Origin of the sequence: Lactobacillus sp. S2-2 (assembly GCF_021698855.1) — a bacterium.
In the GTDB taxonomy this organism is placed as follows: domain Bacteria; phylum Bacillota; class Bacilli; order Lactobacillales; family Lactobacillaceae; genus Fructilactobacillus.
Genome location: NZ_WWFA01000002.1, coordinates 23450 through 50195, shown reverse-complemented (window position 1 = coordinate 50195; position 26746 = coordinate 23450). Strand labels below are relative to the sequence as shown.

Here is a 26746-nt window from a genome sequence, read left to right as displayed (position 1 = left end):
TTTTCACCTCACCTTCTTAAATTAAAATACGAAAAAAAGAGCAAAGCACGAATGCATTACTCTTTTAAATAATTAATTGCCTCATTAAAATTTTTGACTGGAATCACTTTCATATTTGGTGCATATTTTTTTGCAGTTTTAACTGCTGTTTGATAATTAGTTTGATGATTTTCTTCTAAGGCTAAAACTGACTTAGTTGGTTTAACATATGGAGCAAAAAATATTTTGGCCCCGCTATTATTAGCAGCAATTATCTTTTTATCAATCCCACCAATTTCACCAACATTTCCCTTAGCATCAATTATTCCTGTTCCAGCAATTTTATTATAAGAATATTGTTGATTAGTTAATTGTGAAAATACCTGTAGAGAAAACATTAATCCTCCTGATGGTCCACCTAAATCTCCAGGATTGATTTTTATTTTGGGATTTTCTTTAATTGAAATATCGTCAATCATTCCAATTCCAATTCCATAAAAGTCTTTTGCTATTTTTGCTTTTTTACCAGAAACACTTATTAGATGTCCATCTCTTTTAATTTGGATTTTCATCTTTGCGTGTTTAGATAATGATTTTACATATTTAATATAGCTTTTACTTTCATCTAAACTAACACCATTAATTGATTTTATTAAATCTCCTGGTTTTATTTTATTATTAAAATTTGAATTATTATAAACTTGTAAAACATATACACCATTATTTTTTATTTTAACTGGCTGTTTAGCTTTTTTATAAGCATTAATGATTGCATTATTTATCGAATTATTCATATATATTTTTTGAACATTATTATATTCTGAATTATTTTGATTACCAAAAATATCTTTTTTATTAACAATCGTTGCATGTTGATTAGACTTAGCTAATAAAAAAGAAAAAGGTCTTAATTGACCAATTTTTACTGATGTAACCATAAATTGATTCTTTTTTAAATCCTTTTTACCGTCTATTTTAACCATCGGTTGAATATTGGTTGCATCACCTGGTTGTTCAACAACTAAATTTAATGGCCAAAACAAAAACCAAAATGCAAACAATAAAATTAGTGAATATAAAACTCGTTTTAGCATTTTTTTATTCATTATAATCTAACTCCTTCAAAACTTTCTTAGGAACTAAACTAGAAATATCAACTTTAAAGTTTACTAATTGCTTAATCGAAGTTGATGATAAATTTTCAAATTTTGGACTTGAAAAAATCAACATTGTTTCAATATTATTTTCTAAAAATTTATTTGTATTTGCTAATACTTTTTCATCATTAAAATCATTAATATTTCGAACTCCTCTAGCAATCAAACTAGCATTTTTAGATTTAACAAAATCTACTGTTAATCCATTAATCGATTCAACACTTACATTATCTAAAGAATCAGTAACTTCATTAATCAAATTAACTCTTTTATCAATTGTAAATAAAGGATTTTTATCCGAATTAACTGCAACTCCAACAATAACTTGATCAAATTGCCGACTTAATCTTTTGATAATATCTAAGTGTCCGTTAGTAATTGGATCAAAACTACCAGGATATACTATTTTAGTCATATAAAAACTCCTATTTTAATTGGTAAATTGAAACAATAGTTAATCCATAATCTTTTTGCTTAACTAATTCAAAATGTTCTATGTCATCTTTTAAATTAACTTGATTATCAGTTTCACAAATTACATAAGCATTTTGATTTAATAATTTTAATGAATATAGATTATTTAATTCTTCAACCATTTTTTGCTTTTGATAAGGTGGATCCAAAAATACATAATCAAACTTTTCATTATTTTGACTAAATTTTTTTAAAGCTTGTTTAGAATCAAGTTTTAAAATTTCAAAATGCTCATTATAATTTTGATCAATTTGAATATTTTCATTTATTGATTTAATCGCTAAATAACTTTTATCAACTAATGTAGCTTTTCCCATACCTCTAGAAATAGCTTCAATTGCAACTGCTCCAGAACCAGCATATAAATCCAAAAAATGATTTTTAGATTCAAAATAAGGCCCAATCATATTAAATAAAGCTCCACGTACTTTATCAGTTGTTGGTCTAGTTTGTTTACCTGAAACAGGTTTTAATTTTCTGCCGCCAAATTTCCCCGATATAACTCGCATTATTCATCACCTTTTTCATCATTTAAATCATTACTAATTAATTCTTTTTGTGTTTCCAAAAACTGTCTAGCTAATGAAGCCATTGGAGATTTTATTACTCTTCTAACTCCTTTAACTTTAGATATATCACTAATTTTTTCATCAATATCTTTATTATCTAAATAAATGACTATATATTTCATTTTTTTTGATATATAAACGATATTTCCAAATTTTTTTAAATTTCTATTTTGTTTTAAATTATACAAATAAACAATCAAACTAACTCGATCATCTAAATTGGACATAACCACTTACCTACTTTTTTCAATTTGTTTTGATTTTTTTTGCCTTCTACTAATATTCATTACCAATCCTAAACTTAACGTAAGGACAATCATACTGGATCCACCATAACTAATAAATGGAAATGCGACTCCCGTTATTGGTAAAAAACCAGTTACTCCACCAAAGTTAAACATAGATTGAATAAATAAGTATGCTGCAACTCCATAGCAAGCACAAGTATTAGATATATCATTAGATCTAATACCAATAATCAAGCATCTTAAAATAATAAAAAATAATAAAGCTAATATGAAAGTAACAAAAATCATTCCTAACTCTTCAGTTGCAATTGCCATAATAAAATCTGTATTTGGTTCTGGTAAATATCCGGTTTTTTGAATACTATTTCCTAATCCAACTCCAAATAAGCCTCCATTACTAATAGCATAATAAGAGTTAACCAATTGCTGTCCTGATTGATGTAAATACTTAAACGGGTCCATAAATGCAACAATTCTTTGTGCTTGATATTTTCCCTTAAACAAAATTCCATGATTAATCAATGGAAAAATAATAAAATAAGCAGATCCAATAACACTTAATAGAATTGTAACTGATTTTTTAAAATTTAAGGCTCCAGATCCAAGAAAAATCATCATTACAATAAATAAACTAATTGCAGCTCCACCAGTATCTGGCTCAATTAAAACTAATCCAATTAAACCAAAAGAAATTAATAAAGGCTTACCAGAATTCTTTATTCCATCAATCACACCAACATTAGCAATATTTCTACTAGCATTAGATATATAAGAAGAAAGATAAATTATTAAAAAGAATTTTACAAATTCTGCTGGCTGTAAATTTATAAAGCCTAAATTAATCCAACCATTTGCTCCATTAACTGATGAACCAAAAAATTTAACAAAAACCAATAAAAAAGCCATAATTCCCATTGAAAAAGTTAGCATTGATTTACTTTTAAAAACTGATAATCTTACAAAATTCATTATGTATAAGATAAAAATCCCCAGAATAACATACATGGTTTGTTTAATTAAATAACCTGTTGGTGAACTACCATTTTGAACTGCTACATTAGAACTTGATGAATATACCATAATTATTCCGAAAACTGAAAGAATCAAAAAAGGTATAAATAATAGATAATCTATATTTTTTAATCTTTGTACCATTACATATACATCTCCCGTTTCAAATTATTCCAATTATAACATTGATTCTTAAATAATTAGTCTATAAACAAATAAAAAAAAGTCGCATAAGCGACTTTTTTATTAAAATTATTTATTATTAGTACGTCTTTTTTTAGCTTCTTTTTCACGCTCATTAGTTACTAATGTACGTTTTCTTAATCGGATATTTTCAGGAGTAACTTCACATAATTCATCATCATTTAAGAATTCTAATGATTCTTCTAATGTCATGTGAACTGGTTCCTTAACTTTTGCAATATCTTCAGATCCTGCAGAACGTACGTTTGTTTGGTTACGACCACGAGTAATATTAACTGAAATATCATTATCACGTGAGTTTTGACCAACAATCATACCTTCGTATACTTCAGTACCAGGATCAGTGAAAATTTGTCCACGATCTTGAACAGCCATAATTGCGTAAGTTGTAACTTTACCAGAATTAATTGAAACTAATGTACCATTACGACGACCTGGATTCCAGTTTTTAACAGCAGGTGCATACTTTTCAAATGTATGGTTCATAATACCATAACCATGAGTCAATGAAAGGAATTCAGTTGGATATCCAATCAAACCTCTTGAAGGAACTAAGAAACTAATTCTTGATTGTCCATTACCAACACTTTCAAGATTTTGCATTTCACCTTTACGTTGTGAAAGTGTATCAATAACAGAACCAGAATATTCTTCTGGTGTATCAATTTGAACAGATTCGTATGGTTCACATTTAACCCCATCAACATCTTTATAAATAACTTCAGGTCTTGAAACTTGAAGTTCATAACCTTCTCTACGTAAGTTTTCAATTAAGATTGATAAATGAAGTTCACCACGACCTGATACTAACCATGAACCTGGTTCATCAGTATCTTCAATTTTAAGAGATACATCAGTATGAAGTTCACGTTGTAAACGATCATCGATTTGTCTTGCAGTAACCATTTTACCTTCTTTACCAACAAAAGGTGAAGTGTTAGTACTAAATGTCATTCTCATAGTTGGTTCATCAATTCTAAGTAATGGTAATGGTTCTTGAACAGAAGGATCAACAACAGTTTCACCAACATTAATATCTTCCATACCAGAAATAGTTATCAAATCACCGGCTTTAGCTTCTTGAATTTCTTCTTTTTTAAGACCGAAGAATCCCATCATTTTAGTAACTCTAAAGTTTTGAGTTGAACCATCTAATTTCATAAGAACAACACTATCACCAACTTTAATAGTACCTCTAAATACTCGACCGATACCAATACGTCCAACAAAATCATTGTAATCAAGCATTGCTACTTGGAATTGTAAAGGTTCATCAGAATTATCTACTGGAGCTGGAATATTATCAACAATAGTATCAAAAACAGGCTTCATTGAATGTTCTTGTGTAGATAAATCAGGATCGTAACTAGATGTACCATTCATTGCTGAAGCATAAACTACTGGGAAATCAAGTTGATCTTCATCTGCACCTAATTCAATAAATAGGTCAAGAACTTCATCAACAACTTCTGAAGGTCTTGCACCTGGCTTATCAATTTTATTAATAACAACTGCAGGTGTAAGATTTTGTTCTAATGCTTTCTTTAATACGAAACGAGTTTGTGGCATTGTACCTTCAGCTGCATCAACAACTAAAAGAACACCATTAACCATTTTCATGATACGTTCAACTTCTCCACCAAAGTCAGCATGTCCTGGAGTATCCAAAATATTAATTTGTCTATCACCATATTTAACAGCAGTATTCTTTGAAAGAATCGTTATTCCACGTTCACGTTCAATATCATTTGAATCCAAAGCACGATCTTCAATGGTTGCGTGTTCATCCAATGTATCTGATTGTTTTAATAATTCGTTAACCAATGTTGTCTTACCGTGGTCAACGTGGGCAATAATAGCTATGTTTCTAATATCGTCTCTAGTTTTCAAAATTTCTTCCTCCTTGAAAATAACAGTTATAGGTAGCTAAAAACATTAATAATGTGAATAAATAATTTACATAAAAAAACTGTGAACAAGTCACAGTAACACTGCTAAAAAACAGTGATTTAAGCTTAATTTATTCTTTTTGTCGCTACTAAATCTAAGATAGATGTTAGCACAAATATGCGCTTATGGCAACTTAACAATAAATATTAATAATACTCACATTTTAATCACTTTTTGACTATCATCATCAATTTTTTTCAAAACTGGATAGACTGAATAGCCAGATTCATTTTCAAAATCTCTTTGCAGTTTTCTTTGTTCAACCTTTGATGGATTAATCTCTTTAAAACGATTATAAAGATTTATCAAATTATTTTTTTTAATTCCATTTTCATAAGCATCTTCAATTCCAGTAAAAAAAGAAATTACATCAACCATTTCTTTTCTAGTCCAATCCTCAACAATTGGATACGAAAAATTTTTATCCATTAACTGACTCCCTATTTTCAATAACATTTTTAATGATTATTTCACTATCATTAATCACTTTATCTAATTCTTTTTTTTCTTCATCAGAAACTTGTAATTCTAAAGAAAAATTATATCCACTTTTATTAATAAATACCGGATTAAAATTTAACTGAACTTTATCATTGGTTTTATCCAAAGTTGTTACAAACGATAATTTAGATTTATCTGAAAATAAATTAAAGATAACATCAACCATAACTTTATTGTGTATAATCTCGTTATTTTTAGATAGACTATAAATCATAGTTTGTGCATTATTCAATATATCAACTGTATAACTATTATTTTTATCGTTTAAATAAGATAAAATTGGCATAGATCCAATATATGATCGACTCCAAGAAATTATATAATCATTAATATATCCTAATGTTGTAATGTTTACTAATTTTCGATCTATATTAAATTGATTAGCAAAAAAATTCACTAAAATTTCATTTTGAATTTGTGATCCAATACCAACTATTTTTTTTGAATCAAACCCTGAAAATCTAGCAGCAAAATATGCAATGATTGCATCATATTGTGAATCAATAAAAATTTTACCATTAAATCCATCGGAAATTGATTTATTTAAAAAGCCTCTAAAATCTGGCAACATTGTTACAATCTGCTTAACAACATCTGAAATAGATTCTTTCTCATTTAATTCAAACTTAGGCAAATAAACTAATAAATCAATTTCTTCGTAATTTAAATTATCGGTATAATTAAAATTATTACAAAATAAATTTGCTTCCTTAATTTTTTTTTGCATAGTTTCATTTAATTTTTCAAATGAAACTTCTAAATTATAGTCTCTTGTAATTGCTAATTTTAAAAATTCATATATTCTATTTTGGTCACCATACAACAAAATTTTTGGTTGTTTCAAGCATAATCAACCCCTTTTGGACAAATTATAATGTACTTTTCAAAAAATTCAAAGATAAACTTTTAATTATATGGTATTTTATAGTTATACTAAATAAAACAAAAAATAGGAGGTTTTTATTTTGTTTTTAATGAAGGACATAACCAGAGACGGTAATCCTGTACTTAGAAATCAATCTAAGAAAGTAGAATTTCCACTTTCCGAAGATGATAAAAAACTAGCAAAAGATTTAATGGATTACCTCGTTATTAGTCAAGATGAAGAAGAAAATAAAAAATATAATTTAAGACCTGGAGTTGGATTGGCAGCACCCCAAGTTGGTGTAAATAAAATGATGGCATCCGTACTAGTTCCACCAGAATACGAAGATGAAAAATCTCCATTTAAAGATGTTATTATTAATCCAGTTATTGTTTCGAGTTCTGTTCAAAGAGGTGCATTAACGGTTGGAGAAGGATGCTTATCAGTCGATAAAGATATTCCTGGATATGTTCATCGAGCAGATAGAATTACTGTTAAATATCAGGATATTGATGGCGTTGAACACAAAGTAAGATTAAAGCACTATCCTGCCATTGTAGTTCAACATGAAATTGATCATTTACATGGAACTCTATTTTATGACCATATAAAAAAAGATAACCCATTTTACCGTGAAGATAATGAGTTATTCTTTGAATAAAAAAAGTAAAGCTTTCGCTTTACTTTTTTTATTCTGTTTTTCTAATATCACTTACATAATTTTTAGTTTTTTCATTAATTAAATATGCAATATCAAAATTTATTTTATTTTTATTAATCCAAAAATCAGTTACTGCCATTTTTACAGAATCATTTTTAGTTTTCTCAAAAACCATCTTTTTTATATAATTTTTTAATTCCTCTGAATTTATACTATCTGAATCAATTTTTAAATAATATTCAAACACCATAATTCTTTTTTTCCAAATATCATCTAAAGATTTACAAGTAAGATTATTTTTATTAATTTTTAGTTCAGGATATACTTTAATTAATTCCAAAATAATGTCATCGACTACTTCATCAATTTTTGATTGAATATCATCTCTATAAACTTTATTAGGCTTGACTATCAAAATATATCTCAATAAATTCATTAAGATAATAACAAATAAAATCAAAAAAATAATTAACACAATAAACATTAAAAAACACCCCTAATCTCCGTTTATCATAACACATTAAGATTAAATTTGTTTTATATACTTATTAATTTCATTGTGTTAAAATCAAGCTATCAAGAGATATACCATAAAGGTATATTGTTCGATTAAATATTAAATTATTTATTAATATATAAGGAGAGATTATTTTGATTTATAAAGTTTTTTATCACGAAAATAAGGTTATTACACCTAAAAGAGAGACTACAAAATCACTTTACATTAATGCTGATTCTGAAGTAGAGGCAAGAAGTTTAGTGGATAACAAAACAGAATATGCGTTAGAATTCGTTAAAGAACTAAGTGAAAGTCAACTTGAATACGAAAAACAAAGTTCTAACTTTAAAATTACGGAGTTATAATTATGAATAAATTAAACGTCAAAAATAATGAAACTGCTATTTATGGCGTTGGTGGACTAGGAGAAATTGGTAAAAATACTTACGGAGTTCAATTCCAAGATGAAATTGTTTTAATTGATGCAGGAATTAAATTTCCAGAAGATGATTTGCTTGGAATTGATTATGTTATTCCTGATTACCAATATTTAATTGAAAATCAAAAGAAAATTAAAGCTTTAATTATCACCCATGGTCATGAAGATCATATTGGTGGGGTCCCTTTTCTTTTGAAAGTTTTAAATATTCCAATTTATGCTGGCCCACTTGCGTTAGCTTTAATTAAGAGTAAATTAGAAGAACATAATTTACTAAAAGATGCAGAACTACATGAAATTAATGACAAATCGATTATTAAATTCAAAAAAACAAGCGTTAGTTTTTTTAGAACTACTCACTCAATTCCAGATGCTTTAGGAATTGCAGTTCACACACCATCTGGAGTTATCGTTGAAACTGGAGATTTTAAATTTGATTTAACTCCTGTTGATAATCAAGCTCCTGATTTACAAGAAATGGCTAAATTAGGGCGTGAAGGTGTTCTTTGCTTAATGTCAGATAGTACTAATGCTGAAAGACCTGTTTGGTCAAAATCTGAAAAATGGGTTGGTAAATCTGTTCGTAAGATTTTTGAAGAAGTTAATGGAAGAATCATATTTGCTACTTTCGCTTCAAATATTTCAAGAATCAAGACAGCAATTGATGCTGCACTTGCGCATAATAAAAAAATTGCAGTTTTCGGTAGAAGTATGGAAGCCGCTATTGTAAATGGACGTGAACTCGGTTATCTACAAGTTCCAGATAATTCATTTGTTGATGCTAGCGAATTAAAAAATTTACCAGCAAATCAAGTTATGATTTTATGTACCGGTTCACAAGGTGAACCCATGGCTGCTTTATCAAGAATTGCCAATGGTACCCATCGTCAAATATCAATTCAACCAGATGACACTGTTATTTTCTCTAGTAATCCAATTCCTGGTAACACATTAAGTGTTAACCGAGTTATTAACGAACTAGAAGAAGCTGGTGCTAAAGTAATTCATGGAAAAGTCAATAACATTCATACTTCTGGACATGGTGGTCAAGAAGAACAAAAATTAATGTTAAGACTTATGAAACCTAAATACTTTGTTCCAATTCATGGTGAATATAGAATGTTAAAAATTCATACTGAATTAGCTGAACAATGTGGAATTCCTTTAGAAAATAGCTTCATCCTAAAAAATGGTGATGTTTTAGCTCTAACTAAAGATTCAGCACGATTTGCTGGGGAATTTAATGCTGATGATGTTTATATTGACGGTAATGGTGTCGGAGACATTGGTGAAGTTGTTTTAAATGATCGTCAATTATTATCAGAAGAAGGTCTTGTTGTTGTTGTTGCAACTATCAATTTAAATGATAAAGAAATACAATCTGGTCCAGATTTACTTTCACGAGGATTTGTATATATGAGAGAATCTGGTGAATTACTTGATGAAGGTAGAAGATTAGTTTTCAAAACAATTCGTCATGCTATGAATAATAAAAATGCTAACGAAGCTTTAATTAGAAAATCAATTATAAGAGATTTATCTGATTTCTTATATAATAAAACTGAGAGGTCCCCTCTTATTTTACCAATGCTAATTATGAATAATAATTAATATAAAAAAGCGAATTCCATTTTACTATTGAATTCGCTTTTTATATGAAAGGATAAATTGAAATGACAAATAATTATTTCATAATCTACAATCCTTCTTCTTATCGAGGAAAAGACGCAAAATTAAAAGTTGAAGAAGCTTTAAATAATAAAAACATTAATTACACCATTAGAACAACAAAATATGAAAACCAAGCAAATATTATTGCAAATTATTTTATAAATAATAATTATAATAACCGTAATATGTCATTAATTGTGATTGGTGGCGATGGAACTTTTACAGAAGTTATGAATTCTATTGCTCTTTTTTATGAAAATCATTCTAAAGACTATATAATACCATTATCATTAATACCATCTGGTAAAAAAAATAACTTTGCTCATAATTATAATATTCCAACTAATCCAAGTAGTGCTATTAAAAATATACTTGAAAAACCAACCAAACAGACATTTTATATTGGCAAAACACTAGATAATGTAAAAAATAGATACCATTATTTTTTTGATAATTTTAGTATTGGAATGGACGCTCTTTACATTAGTAAGACAACTAAACAAAAGAAATATCTAAGTAAAATAAAAAAAATATTTGTTATGTTTGAAATTTTATATACTTACAATAGTTTTCCTTTAACTGCTACTTTAAATTCAACTTATTACGTTTTTAAAGATGCATATTATGCATATATCAAATTAAATAAAAAAACTCAAATGTTAGATTTTACAATTATAGAAAAAAAGAATTCATTTAATTTACTTTATAAATTATTTAGATTATGGAGTAAAAATAAAAAAGCTCATCATGATACTAATAATTTTAGTACTAAATCATTAAAATTATTTTCAAGTTCTTTAGAATACGGTCAATTTGACAACGAAAAATTTATGAGTGAATATTTCAACGTAAACATTTCAATTACTAATTACACTTTAACGAAATAAAAAAGAAAGAAGTATTAAAATACTTCTTTCTTTTTTATTTACCTTTAGTAATCTCATCAATCATTTTTAATTCTTCTGATGAAAATTCTAAATTATTTAAAGCATCTAAATTATTATCTAAATGATCAACGGTTGAAGCTCCAGTAACAATACTTGTCACTACTGGATTATTCAATAACCAAGAAATAGACATTTGAGCTAAACTTTGATTTCTATTATTAGCAATATCATTCAATTGATTAATTCTTTGAACTACAACATCTTTACCTTCATTGAAAATACCATCGTTCGTTGGATGAATTTTAATATCATCTGGAATACCATCTAAGTATTTACTTGTTAATAAACCTTCGGCTAATGGTCCATATGGCACAAATCCATTTCCATTATTTGAAAGCTCATCAATTGTACCATCATTTTCAGCAGTTCTATTTAACATATTATAAGAACTTTGATTGACAACAAAAGGTGTATGCTTTTCATTAAATAAATCAATCATCTTACGTGTTTGTTCACCATCATAATTTGAAATTCCAATATAAAGTGCTTTACCAGATTTAACAATTTGATCAAGTGCTTCTGCAGTTTCTTCTAAATTAGTGTTTGGATCGAATCGATGACTATAATAAATATCAACATAATCCAATCCCATTTTTTCTAAGCTTCTATCTAAAGCAGCTACTAAAGTCTTTTTAGAAGAAAAGTTACCATATACACCTGGCCACATATGAAATCCTGCCTTAGTGGTTATAATTAATTCATCACGATATGGTTTTAAATCTTGTCTATAAACTTGACCAAACATTCTTTCGGCTGCACCTGATCCAGGCCCATAATTATTAGCTAAATCAAAACTAAAGATTCCTTTATCAAAAGCGTGAAGCATCACTTCTTCACTATCTTTAAAGTTAGCATCATCACCAAAACTGTGCCAAGTTCCAAACGAAATAGCTGGTAATTGTAATCCTGTATTTCCAGCTCTTCTAACTAACATATCATCATATCTTTGATCACTTGCTTTATACATTATATAATCATCCCTTCTAAATCTTATTTAAATAATTTACCGGTTGATTTATTATTTTCAATTAAATCAATTGCTTTTCCAAATAAACTTCCAACTGAAACAACATCAATTTTTGAAGTATCTTGATTCGTTTTTATATTAATTGAGTCAGAAACGATAATTTTGTTAATTGGTGAATTGTTTAATCTTTCAATTGCTCCATCTGCGAAAACAGGATGAGTAGCACTAACATAAATATTTTTTGCACCTGCTTTTTTTAGAGCTTTTGCTGAAATATCTAATTTTTTACCAGTAACAATCATATCATCTGTTATTATAACATTTTTATCTTTAACATCCCCGATAACTGAATCTGGAATATTAGTTTCATCATCAGGATTACGATTATCAACAATTGCAATGGGCAATTTCAAACGATCAGCAAATAATCGAGCTCGGTTTACTGTTGTATGATCTGGAGAAACGATTACAGTATTATCTAATAAACCATTATCTTTAAAATATTCAATAAAAAGATTAGTTGGTTTTAAATGGTCCACTGGAATATTGAAAAATCCTTGAATTTGTGTTGCATGTAAATCAAGTGTAATAACTCGATCAACTCTTTGCATTTCGATAAATGAAGCAATCATTTTAGAAATAATTGGTTCTCTAGAACGTGCTTTACGATCAGATCTTGAATAACCATAATATGGAATCACAACGTTAATTGTTCCTGCACTGGTTCTACGAATTGCATCAACCATAATAATTAATTCCATCAAATTAGTATTAACTGGATCAGATAATGATTGAACAACATAAATATCATCCCCACGAATACTTTCATCAACTGAAATTTGAATTTCTCCATCACTAAAATGTTTAACTGTTGATTTACCAATTGGAACATTTAATTCATTAGAAATTTTTTCAACTAATTCTTTATTTGAACTTAGTGAAAACAATTTTACTTTTTGATTTGGCATTGAATGCTAACTCCCTTATATTAATAATTTAAACGAACATTATCCATTCCAATCATAGGATCAATTTCATTATTTAAAATTTTTGTTTCTGTTAAAATGTAGTCATTTGTATTATTTAAATTATCATTTTTAATAATCTTTTCTTCAGAAGGTTGTTTATCAAATACTTCAAATAATCTTTGCCTTAAAGTCGTTAACCGATTATCAGATTCACTCTTAACACTTTCAGAAATAGAATTAGGATCTCCTAATAAAATTAACATTGATGACGCTCTAGTAATTCCAGTATACAATAAATTCTTTTTTAACATTCTTCGATATTGTGGCAAAACTGGCATTATTACTAATTTAAATTCGCTTCCTTGTGCTTTATGAATTGATGTACAATAAGCTAAAGTTAAATTATTAAAATCTTTTCTAGAATATACAACTTCTGTTTGATCAAAAGCAATTGTTAACTTATCTTCATATTTTTTTTGATTTTTACCATATTCAATTCCTACAATTTTACCAATATCACCATTAAAAACATTATCTTCTGGACTATTTACTAGTTGTAATACCTTATCACCAATACGATATTTAATATTATTATACTCAATTTCTTTTTGTTTATCATTAGTTTTTGGATTCATAATGTCTTGAACAATTTTGTTTAAGTTATTAATTCCAGCAGATCCACGATACATTGGTGCTAATATTTGAATATCACTTGAATTAAATCCTTTTTGTTTTGCTCTAGCAACAACTTGTTTAATTACTGATTCAATTTGATTAGCATTACATTTAATAAAACTCCGATCAGGTTGATTTTGATAAAAATCATCAGGTAACCTTCCATCTTTTATCGAATGAGCTAATCTAATAATTGTCGATGTTTCTTCTTGACGATGTATTTGATCTAATTCTTTTGAAACAATTAAATCTGATTCTAATAAGTCATGAAAAACTTGTCCTGGACCTACCGATGGCAACTGATCTTTATCGCCAACCATAATTACTTTCATATGTCTTGGAATAGATTCTAACAACATTTTAAAAAGAGGAGTATCTATCATAGACATTTCATCAATAATTAAAATATCACCATCTAAATCATTTACTGGTTCATCATCATTTCGATTTAATCCCAATAAACGATGAATTGTTGAAGCTGGTAATCCAGTTGATTCACTCATTCTTTTTGCTGCTCTTCCCGTTGGTGCAGCTAAAAGAATTGGAAATGGTTTTTCTTTATAACTATTAATATCTAAAGATAAATTATTTAATTTGGCATATGTTTTTACAATTCCATTTATTATCGTTGTTTTACCAGTTCCTGGACCACCAGTTAATAAAAACATTGAATTACTAATCGCTTTAAAAATGGCATCTTGTTGTGATTCATCATAATCAATATTTAATTCTTGTCCTACTTTATTAATTGATAATTTTAAATCGTCATCTTTTATTTCTACATCATCAGTTTTAATTCTCTTAATACTTTGTGCAATTATTACTTCTGCATCATATAATTTTTTTAAATAAATATTTTTATTTTTAACAATTATTTTTTCATCTTTAGCTAGTTCAATCAATTGCTGTCCAATTTCTTCACCGGATAGTTCTTGATTATTAAAATTCAACAAATCTTCAGTGATTTTAACTAAGTTATCAGAAGTTGCATAAGTATTACCATCCCTAGTCGATAATTGTTGTAACCCAGTTAGAATAGCTGCTCTAATTCTTCCACTAGAATGTTTACCAATTCCTACTTCTACTGCTACTTGATCCGCTTTTTTAAAGCTAATCCCATCAATATCTTCAACCAATTTATAAGGATTTTCTTGAATTGTTTTTAAAGCGTTATCTTGATACTCTTTAAATATTCGTCCCGCCATATTGCTGCTAAATCCATAACTATTTAATCCAACAATTGTTTGTTCAACACCATTATTTTTACTTATTACATCATTAATTGTACTAATCTGCTTTTGTTTTAAACCTATTTTACATAAAATGGTCTTATCATCTAACATCTTGTTTATAGCATCAGAACCAAGCTCATCATATATTTTTTCAGCAGTTTTTTCGCCAATTCCTTTGAATTCTTCTCCTGATAAATAACTAATAAATCCTTTTTTTGAAGTTGGAGTTTCTCTTTGATAATTAATCGATTGAAATTGTTGACCATATTTTGGATGATCAACAACTGATCCAATAAATTTATAACTGACTTCTTCTTCAATATCTGCAAAATTACCAGTAACCACAATTTCTTCTTCATTCCATGAAAATGAACTTTCACTAACGGTAACTAACATAACTTTATAAAAATTGTCATTACTCTCAAAGAAAATCATTTTTAATTTACCAACTATATATTGATGATTTCCTTCATTTTGATCATCTTGAAATAAATCAATGTTTTGACTCATTACATATGCTCCTAGCTTTCTTTATCCTGTTTGTCTTTCATTAGTTTTTCAATATCCTGAATTCTACTTTGCTTACGATCATAATTATCTTTATCATATTTTTCTGCCTTAGAAAAATAATTTGCATAATGTTCACCTAATACCATCGCTACTAATCCTCGATCAAAATTAGCCTTTCCATTATTAGGATCATAATTTAAAATTTGATCATAAAATTCAGCAGATTGCTTAAAATCACCTAATGCTAATAAACTTTCTCCTAACATTTGATTAATTTCTGGATCTTGCTTACGATAGTCTTTTGCTGTTAATAAAAAAACTAATGCACGTTTGTAGTCACTTTTAGCTATATAGCTTTGTGCCATCATTATATAAGAATCCGTTTTTAATTCTTTATCTTTAACTTCAGTAAACTGTTTAATCGCTTTTTCATATTCACCAGCTGAATAATAAACATTCCCTAATCCATAAGTTAATAAATCTTTTGCTTTTTTATTAGTGTCTGCAAACATACCAAGTGCTTTCATTAATAATTCTTCTGCTTGAGTAAAGTTTTGTAATTTAATTAAAAGAGAACTAAGTTCATAATAAGCCTCATAATTATCGGGCTTTTCATTAATCGCTTTAATTAATTTATGCAAATTGGCCTCTGCTTCTTTTTGGATTTCTTCACGTTTATTATCAGACATTATTAATCCTCCATTAAATTAAATCTGTTTTATCTAACTTTTTATTTAAATAACTTGTATTATTCCAGTCAACTAATTTAAATGTTTGTCCATCATCGTTAGTTTCCAAAATTGTTGTACTAGTATTAGCAATTCCACCCTTAGCTCTTAAATCCTTCATTGGAATCCCTAGAATTGTATTTATAATCGCATTTAATGCCGCTCCATGACTCACAATCAAAATATTACTATCATTATCATGATACATAGCATATTGACTAATCGCATTATTCATACGATTAATTACATTTGAATAGGATTCTCCTTCAATATCGATTGGATTAAATAAATCAGGATGTTCACGAAAATTAATATAACTTTCCGGATAAATTTGTTTTGCATCTTCAAATTTCATTCCTTCAAGTTTACCTAAATTAAATTCTTTTAATCTACTATCAAAAGAAATTGATACTTTATGTTTTAATTTACTTTTAATACCAAATGAAGTAAGCATTGTCCTTTTAATTGGACTTGAATAAATATGTTCAAATTTCACATTTGATAAATATTTACCTACTTCTTTAATTTCTTGATAACTCTGTTCAAGTAATGGTGAATCACCACCAGAACCTTGGTATCTTCCTTCGAGATTCCATTCAGTTTTACCGTGTCGCACAAAATAAAATTTCAAAAATTTATTCCTCCATTATTGAGCAGTTATTAAGTCTATTATGCCAGTTTATCAATCTTTTTTCAAAAAAAGCTAGGCATTTAATGCCTAGCTTTTTATTATTTATTAAACATATTGTAATTGCTTATTATTTTTATATGCTGCATCAATTGTCGCAGTTCCTAAACACTCGTCACCATCATAAAATACAACAGCTTGTCCCGGTGTAATTGATCGAACTGGATCATCAAAAGTTACAGTAACTTTATTATCATCATTTAATTTAACTGTAACACCAGAATCTTTTTGACGATATCTGAACTTAGCTGTACAGTGAAACTCTTCTCCACGATTAATATTATTAATCCATGAAGCACCAGTAGCATCTAAATAATCAGCATAAAGATGTTCATTATGATAACCTTTACCAACATACAAAATATTTTTGGATAAATCTTTACCAACTACAAACCATGGTAAATTATCATTACCATCTCCACCAATACCTAAGCCTTTTCTTTGACCAATTGTATAGTACATTAATCCAGTATGATCACCTTTGATTTCACCATCGAAAGTCATCATTTTACCTGGTTTAGCTGGTAAATAATTACTTAAGAACTCTTTGAAATTATTTTCTCCAATGAAACAAATTCCCATTGAATCCTTTTTATCAGCAGTATATAAACCTGCTTCTTTAGCAATTTGTCTTACTTCTGGTTTAGTCATTCCACCAATTGGAAAAATTACTTTATCTAATTGTTTTGCTGATAGTTGACTTAAAAAGTAAGTTTGATCTTTGTTATCATCAACTGCACGTAATAAATGATTATGACCATATTCATCACGTTCTAATTTAGCATAATGTCCCATTGCAATATAATCTGCTCCAAGATCTAAAGCATATTCTAAAAATGCCTTATATTTAATTTCAGTATTACAAATGACATCTGGATTTGGTGTTCTACCTCTTTTATATTCATCTAAGAAATATGTGAATACACGATCCCAATATTCTTTTTCAAAGTTAACTGAATAATAAGGAATTCCAATTTCATTTGCCACATGTGCTACATCTTTAAAATCTTCAGTAGCTGTACAAACACCATTTTCGTCAGTATCATCCCAGTTTTTCATGAACACACCAACTACGTCATATCCTTGTTGTTTAAGTAAATAAGCAGAAACTGAAGAATCCACTCCTCCACTCATTCCAACAACAACTCTTGTCTTACTATTGTCTTTCATAATCTCACCATCACTTTTTAGATTCTTAGAATCTACGATTTGAAGGTCGTAATCCCAATACTAAATATATTAACTTACAAATAGTAATAAATGCAAGCTAAAAGAAACACCCGGAGCTATTTTTTTACAATAACTTTTCTAGTAATCATATTTTCTAAATTAAAATCTAGTTGTTCCTTAATTTTATTAAATTTATCATTATTAAAAATATCTACTTCTTTTAATTCTTTACTATCTAAAATTGCCATTTTAAATGCTGTTAGATCATCATTAACTGTTATTTTTAATTTAATACTATTTGAATTAAATGGAGAATTGGGATCTAAATTAATTTTATAAACAAAATTACCTAATTTAGTTGTAGTAAATCCTAAGTCTCTTAGTGTGTATTTTTTTATTTCAGGAGATAATTCGTAATTATTAATATCTCCTTTTAATTTAATTTCCTTAGAAAATGCCATGTTAATCTCTCCTATTCTTATTTAATCGATTATAAACTTTGACAATTCTTTCAATAAATAAATCAATATCATCTTCACTAGTAAAAGATCCAAAACTAATTCTAATTGACTCATTAACGCGATTAGGGTTAGTTGGAAACATTGCAGATAAAACATGAGATGGTTCTAAACTTCCAGCTGTACATGCAGAACCACCTGCAATTGCAACTCCATCTAAATCTAAATTCATTTGTAACAAATCAGTTGGAATCCCTTTAATCCAAATATTTAGAATATGTTCTAACCTAGGCTCTGTTTTTGGTCCATTGATTTCATATTCAATATTATTATTATTTAATTCTGTAAGAATTTTTTCCCTAAATGAGTTATACTTAGTAATTCTTTTTTCTTTCTCATCTTTAGTTAAACTATTAACTGCAACACCAAAACCTGCAATACTTGGAATATTCTCTGTTCCAGCTCTTCTTTTTTGCTCTTGATCACCTCCAAGAACAAAACTATTAAGTTTAATTGTTTCTCTTTTGAATAAAAATCCAGTCATTTTGGGCCCGTTAATTTTATGTGCAGAAGTTGATAATAAATCGATATTGTCACGATTAACATCTATATCTTTTAATCCATAAGCTTGAACTGCATCAGTATGAAAATATGCTTGATGATCTTTTAATAGTTCACCAATTTCATGAATTGGATTTTGTACTCCAACTTCATTATTACCCATCATAATAGAAACCAAAATTGTATCTTCACGTAAATTATTCTTTAAGTCTTCAATAGAAATATTTCCATTAGAATCAACATCTAAATAAGAAACTTCATATCCGTGATTTTCAAGATATTTCATTGGTTTCAAGACTGCTTCATGCTCAATTTTAGTCGTTATAATATGCTTACCATAATTTTGTCTAGTTTCTGCAGTTTTAATAATTGCACTATTATCACTTTCAGTACCACCACTAGTAAAAATTATTTCATTTTCTTTTGCATTAATACTATTAGCTAATTTTATCCTGACATCTTCTAAAATACTCTTCGATGATCTTCCAATCTCATAAAGAGTTGAAGCATTACCATAATAATTAGATAACTTATCCGTAATTTCTTTAATTACTGATTCACTAACTGGCGTTGTCGCTGCATTATCTAAATATACTTTTTTCAAAAAAACACCTTCTAATTTTTATTTCGATTGACTTTCAAATAAATCTAATAAAATATGAGCTGATCTCTTACCCGCATCAATAATAAATTCATCAAAACTTTGATTTGCATTTTCATCACCAACATCAGACATTGCACGAACAACTACATATGGAATTTTGAACTGATTAGCAACTTGTCCAACGGCTGCTCCTTCCATTTCAGCTGCTTTAGCTTCAGGAAAATGCTTTAAAATTTCATTAATCATATCTTGCCCTGCAATAAATTGATCCCCAGTTACAATTAAACCGGTTTTAGGTTCTACACCTTTATCTTCTGATGCTAATTTTATTTTTTGAACCCATTCTTTAGAAGCTTCAAAACGAGCTGGTTGGTCTGGAACTTGTCCCCATACATATCCAGCAGCGGTTGCATTAACATCGTGATATGCGGTTTCAGTTGAAAGAACAATATCACCAACTTCTAATCCTTCTCCAATTCCAGCTGAAGAACCAGAATGAATTAAAACATCAATATCAAAATTAGTAATCATCATCATGGCAGTAATTCCAGCTTCAACTTTACCAATTCCAGATCTTACAATTACAACAGTTTGTCCATTTATTTTTCCCTCATAAAAAATAACACCAGATATATTTTTTTCCACTACATCAGATAAATTATTTTTTAATTCTTTAATTTCTTCTTCCATTGCACAAATAATTCCAAATTTTTTCATTACTTCACCTCATAAATTTAATTAACAAATCTCATAAATAACAATACACAAATAATTAATACCACAAGTGTAATAATTATTATGTTTAATCGATTTTTTAATTTTTTTGTTTTTAATTCTCTACGTTTTTCTTCATTAATTTGATCTGGTTGATGTTCACTATCAATATTAATTTTTCCTTTTCGGTACTGTTCTCTAGTTAAATTTTCTTGATCATCCATCATTAATTACCTACTTTGCATTAATTCCCAAAATTGGATTGCTATAATGGTTTTACCATCGTTAATGGTACCTTCTTTAATCATTAGTTTGACTTCATCTAATGTATATTCATTAATTTCTAAAAATTCTCCTTGATCACGATCTAAATCATTTTCAACTGGTTTTAAATTTTTTACTAAATAAATATACATAAATTCGTCTGTAAAACCTACAGATGGATAAATTGCATGAATTAATTTAAAATCATCAGATTTCAAACGTAATTCTTCATTTAATTCTCTTGATAACGTTTTTTCTGGATTTTCATTATCTCTTTCATCCATTTTACCAGCAGGTATTTCAATCATCGCTTTTCCAACTGGCGCACGCCATTGCTTCTCTAAAATAATTTTATTATCTTCTGTTAAAGCTAACATTGCTACTGACTTTGAATGATAAACAACCTCACGATGTGCAATTTCACCATTTGACAATTTAACGGTTTGTTTTTTTACATCTAAAATAGCACCTTGATAAATATCTTCAGAAGATACTACCTTTTCTTCTAAATCCATTAAAAATCACCTACTTTTTATTTAATTCAAATTTTACCGATAAATGATAAATTATGCAATTTATTCAAAATTTGATAATTTGACTTTTGCTGCTTGAGGTCCCTTTACTCCTGCTGCAATTACAAATTGAACTTCTTGTCCGATTTCAATTGTTTTTGGATCACCTTGAATAATTCCCGTAATATGCAAAAATACCATTTCACCATAGTTACTTTTAATATATCCAAATCCTTTATTTTTTTCATATGAATCAATTTTACCTAACATAATTTAATTCCTTCCAATAAATAAAGCTGGGAAAATCCCAGCTTTATTTTTTTATTTAATTATTCTTCAAAACCATCTGTTGCTGTTTCTGGATAATTTTGTTCTACAATTGTTGCACAACGTTCACAAAAACTTGGATAATTTTCATTACTTCCAACATCTTGTTTAATTAAACGACAACGTTCACAAACATCTCCATTTGCATGTTCCACTTTAATAGCTAATTCATTATTAAATTCAATACTATCGTTAACTTTATCATTAAAACTTAAAATATCTAATTTTGAAACCATTAATACTTGTTCAATATCAGTATTTAAATTATCGAAGTAATCTTTTAATTGATCAGAAACATATAATGTCAGTTTAGCTTCAGAAGGCTTACCAATTACTTTATTATCACGTGCTTCTTCTAGTGCTTTTAAAACATTTTTTCTAATTTGCATAAATGTTTTCCAAGCGTTAAGAACTTCATTTTGATCTTCATAATTAACTACCTTAGGCATTTCTGAAAGTTGAACAAATTCTTCTTTTTCACTTAAAAATTCCCAAATTTCTTCAGTTGTGTGTGGAATAATTGGTGTAAATAATTTAGTTAGTGAAACTGCAATATCATATAATACAGTTTGCATTGAACGTCTTTCTTTAGAATCTTCTGAATAGATATATAAAATATCTTTAGCAAAGTCTAAATAAAATGCAGATAAATCATTAGTAATAAATTGGAATAAGTTACGATTCATTTCTAAAAATTCATATTTTTCAAAATTATTTTTAACTTTTTCAATCATTTGATTTAATCTAACCATCATATATTTATCAACTGATTCCATTTCACTGTAATCAACACGATTTTCAATTGGATTAAAATCACTTGTATTAGCTAATAAATATCTCATTGTATTTCTAACTTTTTTGTAACTTTCACCAACAGTTTTAAAATTCCCCATTGATACACGAACATCAGCTGATGAATCAACAGAAGTAACCCATAATCTAATAATATCTGCACCCATTTGCTTAATAACATCATTTGGTGCAATTGTATTTCCTAATGACTTACTCATTTTATGACCTTTTCCATCAAGAGTAAATCCTTGTGATAAAAGATTCTTATATGGTGCATGACCACTATAAGCAACACTTGTGATTAAGCTTGAATTAAACCAACCACGATATTGATCAGAACCTTCCAAGTATAAATCAGCAGGATACGTTAAATCATCTCTTTCAGCAAGTACTCCTTGATGAGAAGATCCTGAATCAAACCATACATCCATAATATCATTTTCTTTTGTGAAAATACCATTTGGTGAATGTTCACTAGTAAATCCTTCAGGCAATAAATCTTTAGCATCTTTTTCAAACCAAATATCAGATCCATGTTCTCTAAATAAGTCGGCAACATGATCAGTTACTTCTTTTGTAAAAATAGCTTCTCCATCTTCACCATAAAAAATTGGTAATGGAACTCCCCAAACACGTTGACGAGAAATTACCCAATCTCCACGATCTTTAATCATATTGTAAAGACGTTTTTGTCCCCATTCTGGATTAAATGTAACATTATTAATTTCATTTAAAATTTGATCTCTAATTTTATCAACTGATGCAAACCACTGTGGTGTAGCACGATAAATAACTGGTTTTTTAGTTCTCCAATCAAATGGGTAACTGTGTTCATATTCTAAATAATGAACTAAACGATCATTCTCTTTTAACTTATTTAAAGCAATTTCATCAGCATCTTGATAAAATACACCATCAAAATCTGATCCTGCATCTTTAGTTAAGCAACCCTTATTATCAACTGGTGCAAAAATATCTAATCCATATTCTTTTCCTACATTGTAATCATCTTCACCAAATCCTGGTGCAGTATGAACTAATCCAGTTCCTGAATCAGCAGTTACAAAATCTGCTAACATAGTTAAAATTTTAGTATCTTTATCAAAAGGATGTTCAGTTGTTACATTTTCTAAATCTTTTCCTTTAATAACTTTTTCAACTTTAATATCATTCCAACCAAACATTTCAGCATCTTTTTCTAATAATTCACTTGCAATTACATATTTTTTAGAATCATTATCATGACTAAAAATAGAATAATCAAAATCCTTTTCAACAGAAATTCCTCTTGATGCTGGAATTGTCCATGGAGTAGTTGTCCATACAAGCATATAAGTATTATCATCTAATACGCCTTGTCCATCAGAAACCTTTTCAGAGAAAAATACTGAATTTGATTTTACATCATGATATTCAATTTCTGCTTCAGCCAATGCAGATTCAGAAGACGATGACCAAATAACAGGTTTTAATCCTTTATAAATCAAACCTTTTTCAGCCATTTGACCAAATGTTTTGACTTGAGCAGCTTCATATTCAGGTTTCAATGTAATATATGGGTTATCCCAATCACCTGAAACACCAAGTCTTTTAAATTCTGCCTTTTGTTTTTCTACTTGTTCTAGTGCATAATCACGACATAATTTTCTAAATTCTGTCACAGACATTTCTTTACGATTATAGCCAGCCTTTTTTAATTGTTGTTCAATTGGTAATCCATGAGTATCCCAACCTGGAACGTATGGTGCACGAAATCCACTCATTGATTTATAACGAACAATAATATCTTTTGTAATTTTATTTAATGCATGGCCCATATGAATATCACCATTAGCATATGGAGGTCCATCGTGTAATACAAACGAAGGCTTACCTTCATTTAATTTTTGTCTTTGTTGATATAAATTATTAGTTTCCCAAAGAGTTTCTCTTTCAGCTTCTTTAACAGGTAAATTACCTCTCATTTTAAATTTAGTTTTACCTAAATTTAAAGTATCTTTTACACGCATAAATTTTCCTCCTTAATAAAAAAATCGCCCCTTAAGCAAGGGACGATTAAATCGTGGTACCACCCAAATTTTTGAATAATAACTATTATTCTCTTAATTAGATATGAGTTAAAATTTGAGATGATCTGTAATACAAAAATTAATTATCGATCTTTCACCATTCATCGACTCGCTTAAATACTTTTATAAAACTTTCTGTTCTCTAACCCATTAATTATTCTTATGTAAATCCTCATTTGGATAAATCTCAACAGTTGGTTCTTCACCATTAGTTGGTTCATTAACAATTTCTGCTTTGACTTCATCTTGAGAAGATTCTACACTGTCATGATTACTTTTGTCAAATTTATCATCTAATGATTTTTTTATCTTTTCAAAATCCTCATAACTATTGTCACTTAGAAGTTGATCCCAATCTTCACTTTTAGCAAAATCTAATTCACCTTCAAGCATACTTATTAGTTTAGCTCTGAACACTTTAATATTATCTCGGAAATCATCAGAAGAAACAGCTAATTTTTCAGCATAATTGGAAGAATTCTTAACAATTTCATTAGCTTTATCAGTTGCGTTAGTCAAAACTACATCAGCTTGTTTTTGGGCTTCTACATTGACTTGTTCAGCTTCTTTAATAGAATCTTGCTTTAATTTATCTGCTGCTTCTTGAGCAACGATAATGGATTGATTTAATGAATTCTTCAAATCATCAAAATATTCTAATTGTTTTTGAGTTGATTTTAAGTCTTTCTTTAATTGTTCATTATCATCAGATAATACTTGGTAATCTTTTGTAACTTGACTTAAGAATTCATTAACTTCATCTACATTATATCCTCTAAATTTTGTGGAAAAATTTTTTGAATGAATATCTTGTGCACTTAACATATAAATCACTCCTTATTTGCTTTTAATAATATCCAATTTACTTTTTAATTTACCTTTTTTTGATTGACCTTCATAACTATTAACTCGAACTCTGCCACAACCCCTAACTGAAATAACATCGTTAAGTTTTAATTCTTCATTTGGTTTATTTATTGCAAACCAATTTAGCTTTACTTGATCATGCGTTATCAGATCTTTAGCTATTTTTCTAGATAAATTAAAAGCATTGGATATTACAACATCTAATCTAAAAGATGGTAATACTTGATATGTTGTTTCCCAATCATTTTTATTATCAATAATTTGTGAAATATCAATTTCTTTTAGCCTAATTTTATCTCTTCCAATTTTATCAACAGAATTAATTAAAAATTCTTTTATATTTGATTTTACAATAATTTGCCAGCGATTTTTTTGATTAAGAATATCACCAATTACTGATCGATCAATTCCACTACCTAAAATAGAACCTAAAATTTTACCATGAGATAATTTAATAAATTTATCAGAATAATTAATTTCTATTAAACTAATTTCAAAATCAGATTTATCTAATTTATAATAGCCTGGTGCAATTATTGCTCTTTTTAATTCTGCTTTATCATACCCACCATATGAATAAACATTGATTTCTTCATATCGATTAACTAATTTTTTTAATAAAGTTAGTTCTCTTAAATTTAAAAAATCTGTCAATACAACTCGATATTCATTAATTACTTGGTTAATCCAATCATTTGATTTTCTAGCGAATGGTAATTCACTTTCTCGAAAATGTTGTTCAATATTTGGGTTCATTTTAACTACCCATTAATCTTGCTAGAATTAATTGTATAACTTCAACACCCTTAATAGCTAGTTGAATTAGAAATAGTGCTGCAATTGGTGCAAAACTAATCATACCAATTCTTATAAAGGATAATTTTGACTCAATGGGTTCTACCAATTTAATCAAAATTTGACCAAATTTAGTTTCATATGCTCCTGGAAACCAACTTAATAAAACATGTACAACAATTGCTAATGAATAAATCTGTAATCCATAAATTACCAGATTTAATAATTTAATTATCAAATATAAAAACACTAATATTCTCCTAACTTAAAATCCCATCAAAATTGGAATTTAAATCACCATCAATATCAAATCCCTGTGGCGTACATAAAAATATGTTATCTTCTATTTTCTTCATATTTCCATTTAAAGCATAAACAGCCCCATTTATAAAATCAATAATACGATTAACTGAATCATTACTTGAATCTTTAAATTTTATAATTACAGTATCTCCATTAGAAATTTTATTAACAATTGTCTTTGAATCAGCAAAAATTCGAGGTTCAAACACTGATACTGTTCCTCTTATTTTTTTGGCACTATTTAAGCCGACAATTTTATGTGAGTTATAATTATCAGAATGAACATTTTCAGAATCATTATTCTCTTCATTCATACCAAAAAAATTACTTAAACTAAATTTTTCAGACATAATAAACACCCCATTTA

General features: G+C 28.0%; 30 protein-coding genes. 4 read left to right on the top strand and 26 right to left on the bottom strand.

Translation table 11 applies throughout. The features are described 5' to 3' along the window. Positions 1 to 56: 56 nt before the first annotated feature. From GSH19_RS01750 to GSH19_RS01715, 8 genes are all read right to left on the bottom strand, one after another. The gene (locus GSH19_RS01750; RefSeq protein ID WP_237026187.1) at positions 57 to 1085 is read right to left on the bottom strand and encodes a SepM family pheromone-processing serine protease; all 1029 of its coding nucleotides are present in this window, start codon (positions 1083 to 1085) and stop codon (positions 57 to 59) included. Continuing rightward, a complete protein-coding gene (gene coaD, locus GSH19_RS01745) occupies positions 1078 to 1551 on the bottom strand; it encodes a pantetheine-phosphate adenylyltransferase (RefSeq protein ID WP_237026186.1) in 474 nt (157 codons plus the stop codon). The genes GSH19_RS01750 and coaD overlap by 8 nt, the downstream gene beginning before the upstream one ends. 10 nt (positions 1552 to 1561) lie before the next feature. Next, complete coding sequence (gene rsmD / locus GSH19_RS01740; protein WP_237026185.1) at positions 1562 to 2119, bottom strand: 16S rRNA (guanine(966)-N(2))-methyltransferase RsmD; 558 nt, start codon at positions 2117 to 2119, stop codon at positions 1562 to 1564. Beyond that, the gene (locus GSH19_RS01735) at positions 2119 to 2406 is read right to left on the bottom strand and encodes a YlbG family protein (RefSeq protein ID WP_237026184.1); all 288 of its coding nucleotides are present in this window, start codon (positions 2404 to 2406) and stop codon (positions 2119 to 2121) included. The genes rsmD and GSH19_RS01735 overlap by 1 nt, the downstream gene beginning before the upstream one ends. A gap of 6 nt (positions 2407 to 2412) precedes the next feature. Then, the gene (locus GSH19_RS01730; RefSeq protein WP_237026183.1) at positions 2413 to 3582 is read right to left on the bottom strand and encodes an FtsW/RodA/SpoVE family cell cycle protein; all 1170 of its coding nucleotides are present in this window, start codon (positions 3580 to 3582) and stop codon (positions 2413 to 2415) included. 108 nt (positions 3583 to 3690) lie between these two features. Beyond that, positions 3691 to 5532 (bottom strand): translational GTPase TypA, encoded by a 1842-nt coding sequence (gene typA, locus GSH19_RS01725; RefSeq protein WP_237026182.1) that lies wholly within the window; start codon positions 5530 to 5532, stop codon positions 3691 to 3693. A gap of 216 nt (positions 5533 to 5748) precedes the next feature. Beyond that, a complete protein-coding gene (locus GSH19_RS01720) occupies positions 5749 to 6021 on the bottom strand; it encodes a UPF0223 family protein (protein ID WP_237026181.1) in 273 nt (90 codons plus the stop codon). Continuing rightward, entirely contained in the window at positions 6014 to 6937 is a 924-nt protein-coding gene (locus tag GSH19_RS01715; protein ID WP_237026180.1) for a hypothetical protein, read from the bottom strand. Before GSH19_RS01715 ends, GSH19_RS01720 begins: the two co-directional genes overlap by 8 nt. Positions 6938 to 7058: 121 nt before the next feature. On the opposite strand from GSH19_RS01715, the gene def reads away from it, so the two are divergent. Continuing rightward, positions 7059 to 7619 carry a peptide deformylase gene (def, locus tag GSH19_RS01710; protein ID WP_237026179.1) on the top strand — a complete coding sequence of 187 codons (561 nt, stop codon included), beginning with the start codon at positions 7059 to 7061 and terminating at the stop codon, positions 7617 to 7619. Between the two features lie 28 nt (positions 7620 to 7647). On the opposite strand, the gene GSH19_RS01705 is transcribed toward def, so the two are convergent. Continuing rightward, entirely contained in the window at positions 7648 to 8103 is a 456-nt protein-coding gene (locus GSH19_RS01705; protein ID WP_237026178.1) for a hypothetical protein, read from the bottom strand. A 167-nt stretch (positions 8104 to 8270) separates the two neighbouring features. Between GSH19_RS01705 and GSH19_RS01700 the strand changes: the two genes are divergently transcribed. The 3 genes from GSH19_RS01700 (at position 8271) to GSH19_RS01690 (ending at position 11115) form a co-directional block, all read left to right on the top strand. Beyond that, on the top strand, positions 8271 to 8483 hold the full coding sequence (locus GSH19_RS01700) for a DNA-directed RNA polymerase subunit epsilon (RefSeq protein WP_237026177.1): 213 nt from the start codon (positions 8271 to 8273) through the stop codon (positions 8481 to 8483). Positions 8484 to 8485: 2 nt separating this feature from the next. Then, the gene (gene rnjA, locus GSH19_RS01695; protein ID WP_237026176.1) at positions 8486 to 10168 is read left to right on the top strand and encodes a ribonuclease J1; all 1683 of its coding nucleotides are present in this window, start codon (positions 8486 to 8488) and stop codon (positions 10166 to 10168) included. Positions 10169 to 10230: 62 nt separating this feature from the next. Further along, positions 10231 to 11115, top strand: coding sequence for a diacylglycerol kinase family protein (locus tag GSH19_RS01690; RefSeq protein ID WP_237026175.1), 885 nt, complete (start codon positions 10231 to 10233; stop codon positions 11113 to 11115). A 34-nt stretch (positions 11116 to 11149) separates the two neighbouring features. On the opposite strand, the gene GSH19_RS01685 is transcribed toward GSH19_RS01690, so the two are convergent. From GSH19_RS01685 to GSH19_RS01605, 17 genes are all read right to left on the bottom strand, one after another. Next, positions 11150 to 12142 (bottom strand): aldo/keto reductase, encoded by a 993-nt coding sequence (locus GSH19_RS01685; protein ID WP_237026174.1) that lies wholly within the window; start codon positions 12140 to 12142, stop codon positions 11150 to 11152. Positions 12143 to 12165: 23 nt separating this feature from the next. After that, the gene (locus GSH19_RS01680; RefSeq protein WP_237026172.1) at positions 12166 to 13110 is read right to left on the bottom strand and encodes a ribose-phosphate pyrophosphokinase; all 945 of its coding nucleotides are present in this window, start codon (positions 13108 to 13110) and stop codon (positions 12166 to 12168) included. Positions 13111 to 13130: 20 nt separating this feature from the next. Beyond that, positions 13131 to 15527, bottom strand: coding sequence for an ATP-dependent RecD-like DNA helicase (locus GSH19_RS01675; RefSeq protein WP_237026171.1), 2397 nt, complete (start codon positions 15525 to 15527; stop codon positions 13131 to 13133). Between the two features lie 11 nt (positions 15528 to 15538). Continuing rightward, complete coding sequence (locus GSH19_RS01670) at positions 15539 to 16216, bottom strand: lipopolysaccharide assembly protein LapB (protein ID WP_237026170.1); 678 nt, start codon at positions 16214 to 16216, stop codon at positions 15539 to 15541. Positions 16217 to 16229: 13 nt separating this feature from the next. Continuing rightward, positions 16230 to 16886 (bottom strand): histidine phosphatase family protein, encoded by a 657-nt coding sequence (locus GSH19_RS01665; RefSeq protein ID WP_237026169.1) that lies wholly within the window; start codon positions 16884 to 16886, stop codon positions 16230 to 16232. Between the two features lie 105 nt (positions 16887 to 16991). Beyond that, a complete protein-coding gene (gene mnmA, locus GSH19_RS01660) occupies positions 16992 to 18113 on the bottom strand; it encodes a tRNA 2-thiouridine(34) synthase MnmA (RefSeq protein ID WP_237026168.1) in 1122 nt (373 codons plus the stop codon). A gap of 116 nt (positions 18114 to 18229) precedes the next feature. Next, on the bottom strand, positions 18230 to 18574 hold the full coding sequence (locus GSH19_RS01655) for a DUF1831 domain-containing protein (RefSeq protein WP_237026166.1): 345 nt from the start codon (positions 18572 to 18574) through the stop codon (positions 18230 to 18232). Between the two features lies 1 nt (position 18575). After that, a complete protein-coding gene (locus tag GSH19_RS01650; protein ID WP_237026164.1) occupies positions 18576 to 19736 on the bottom strand; it encodes a cysteine desulfurase family protein in 1161 nt (386 codons plus the stop codon). 18 nt (positions 19737 to 19754) lie between these two features. Continuing rightward, on the bottom strand, positions 19755 to 20453 hold the full coding sequence (locus GSH19_RS01645; protein ID WP_237026163.1) for a 5'-methylthioadenosine/adenosylhomocysteine nucleosidase: 699 nt from the start codon (positions 20451 to 20453) through the stop codon (positions 19755 to 19757). Positions 20454 to 20470: 17 nt separating this feature from the next. Then, positions 20471 to 20674, bottom strand: a complete 204-nt coding sequence (locus GSH19_RS01640) for a hypothetical protein (RefSeq protein ID WP_237026162.1) — start codon at positions 20672 to 20674, stop codon at positions 20471 to 20473. Positions 20675 to 20680: 6 nt separating this feature from the next. Then, the gene (locus GSH19_RS01635; protein ID WP_237026161.1) at positions 20681 to 21229 is read right to left on the bottom strand and encodes an NUDIX hydrolase; all 549 of its coding nucleotides are present in this window, start codon (positions 21227 to 21229) and stop codon (positions 20681 to 20683) included. A 60-nt stretch (positions 21230 to 21289) separates the two neighbouring features. Continuing rightward, positions 21290 to 21496: a cold-shock protein gene (locus GSH19_RS01630; protein ID WP_237026160.1), complete on the bottom strand. Its 207-nt coding sequence runs from the start codon at positions 21494 to 21496 to the stop codon at positions 21290 to 21292. 59 nt (positions 21497 to 21555) lie between these two features. Then, positions 21556 to 24354 (bottom strand): isoleucine--tRNA ligase, encoded by a 2799-nt coding sequence (gene ileS / locus GSH19_RS01625; protein WP_237026159.1) that lies wholly within the window; start codon positions 24352 to 24354, stop codon positions 21556 to 21558. Between the two features lie 210 nt (positions 24355 to 24564). Beyond that, positions 24565 to 25239, bottom strand: coding sequence for a DivIVA domain-containing protein (locus tag GSH19_RS01620; RefSeq protein WP_237026158.1), 675 nt, complete (start codon positions 25237 to 25239; stop codon positions 24565 to 24567). Positions 25240 to 25251: 12 nt separating this feature from the next. Next, entirely contained in the window at positions 25252 to 26037 is a 786-nt protein-coding gene (locus GSH19_RS01615; RefSeq protein WP_237026157.1) for an RNA-binding protein, read from the bottom strand. A gap of 1 nt (position 26038) precedes the next feature. Beyond that, on the bottom strand, positions 26039 to 26326 hold the full coding sequence (locus GSH19_RS01610; protein ID WP_237026155.1) for a YggT family protein: 288 nt from the start codon (positions 26324 to 26326) through the stop codon (positions 26039 to 26041). Between the two features lie 10 nt (positions 26327 to 26336). After that, positions 26337 to 26729: a cell division protein SepF gene (locus tag GSH19_RS01605; RefSeq protein ID WP_237026154.1), complete on the bottom strand. Its 393-nt coding sequence runs from the start codon at positions 26727 to 26729 to the stop codon at positions 26337 to 26339. Positions 26730 to 26746: the final 17 nt, after the last annotated feature.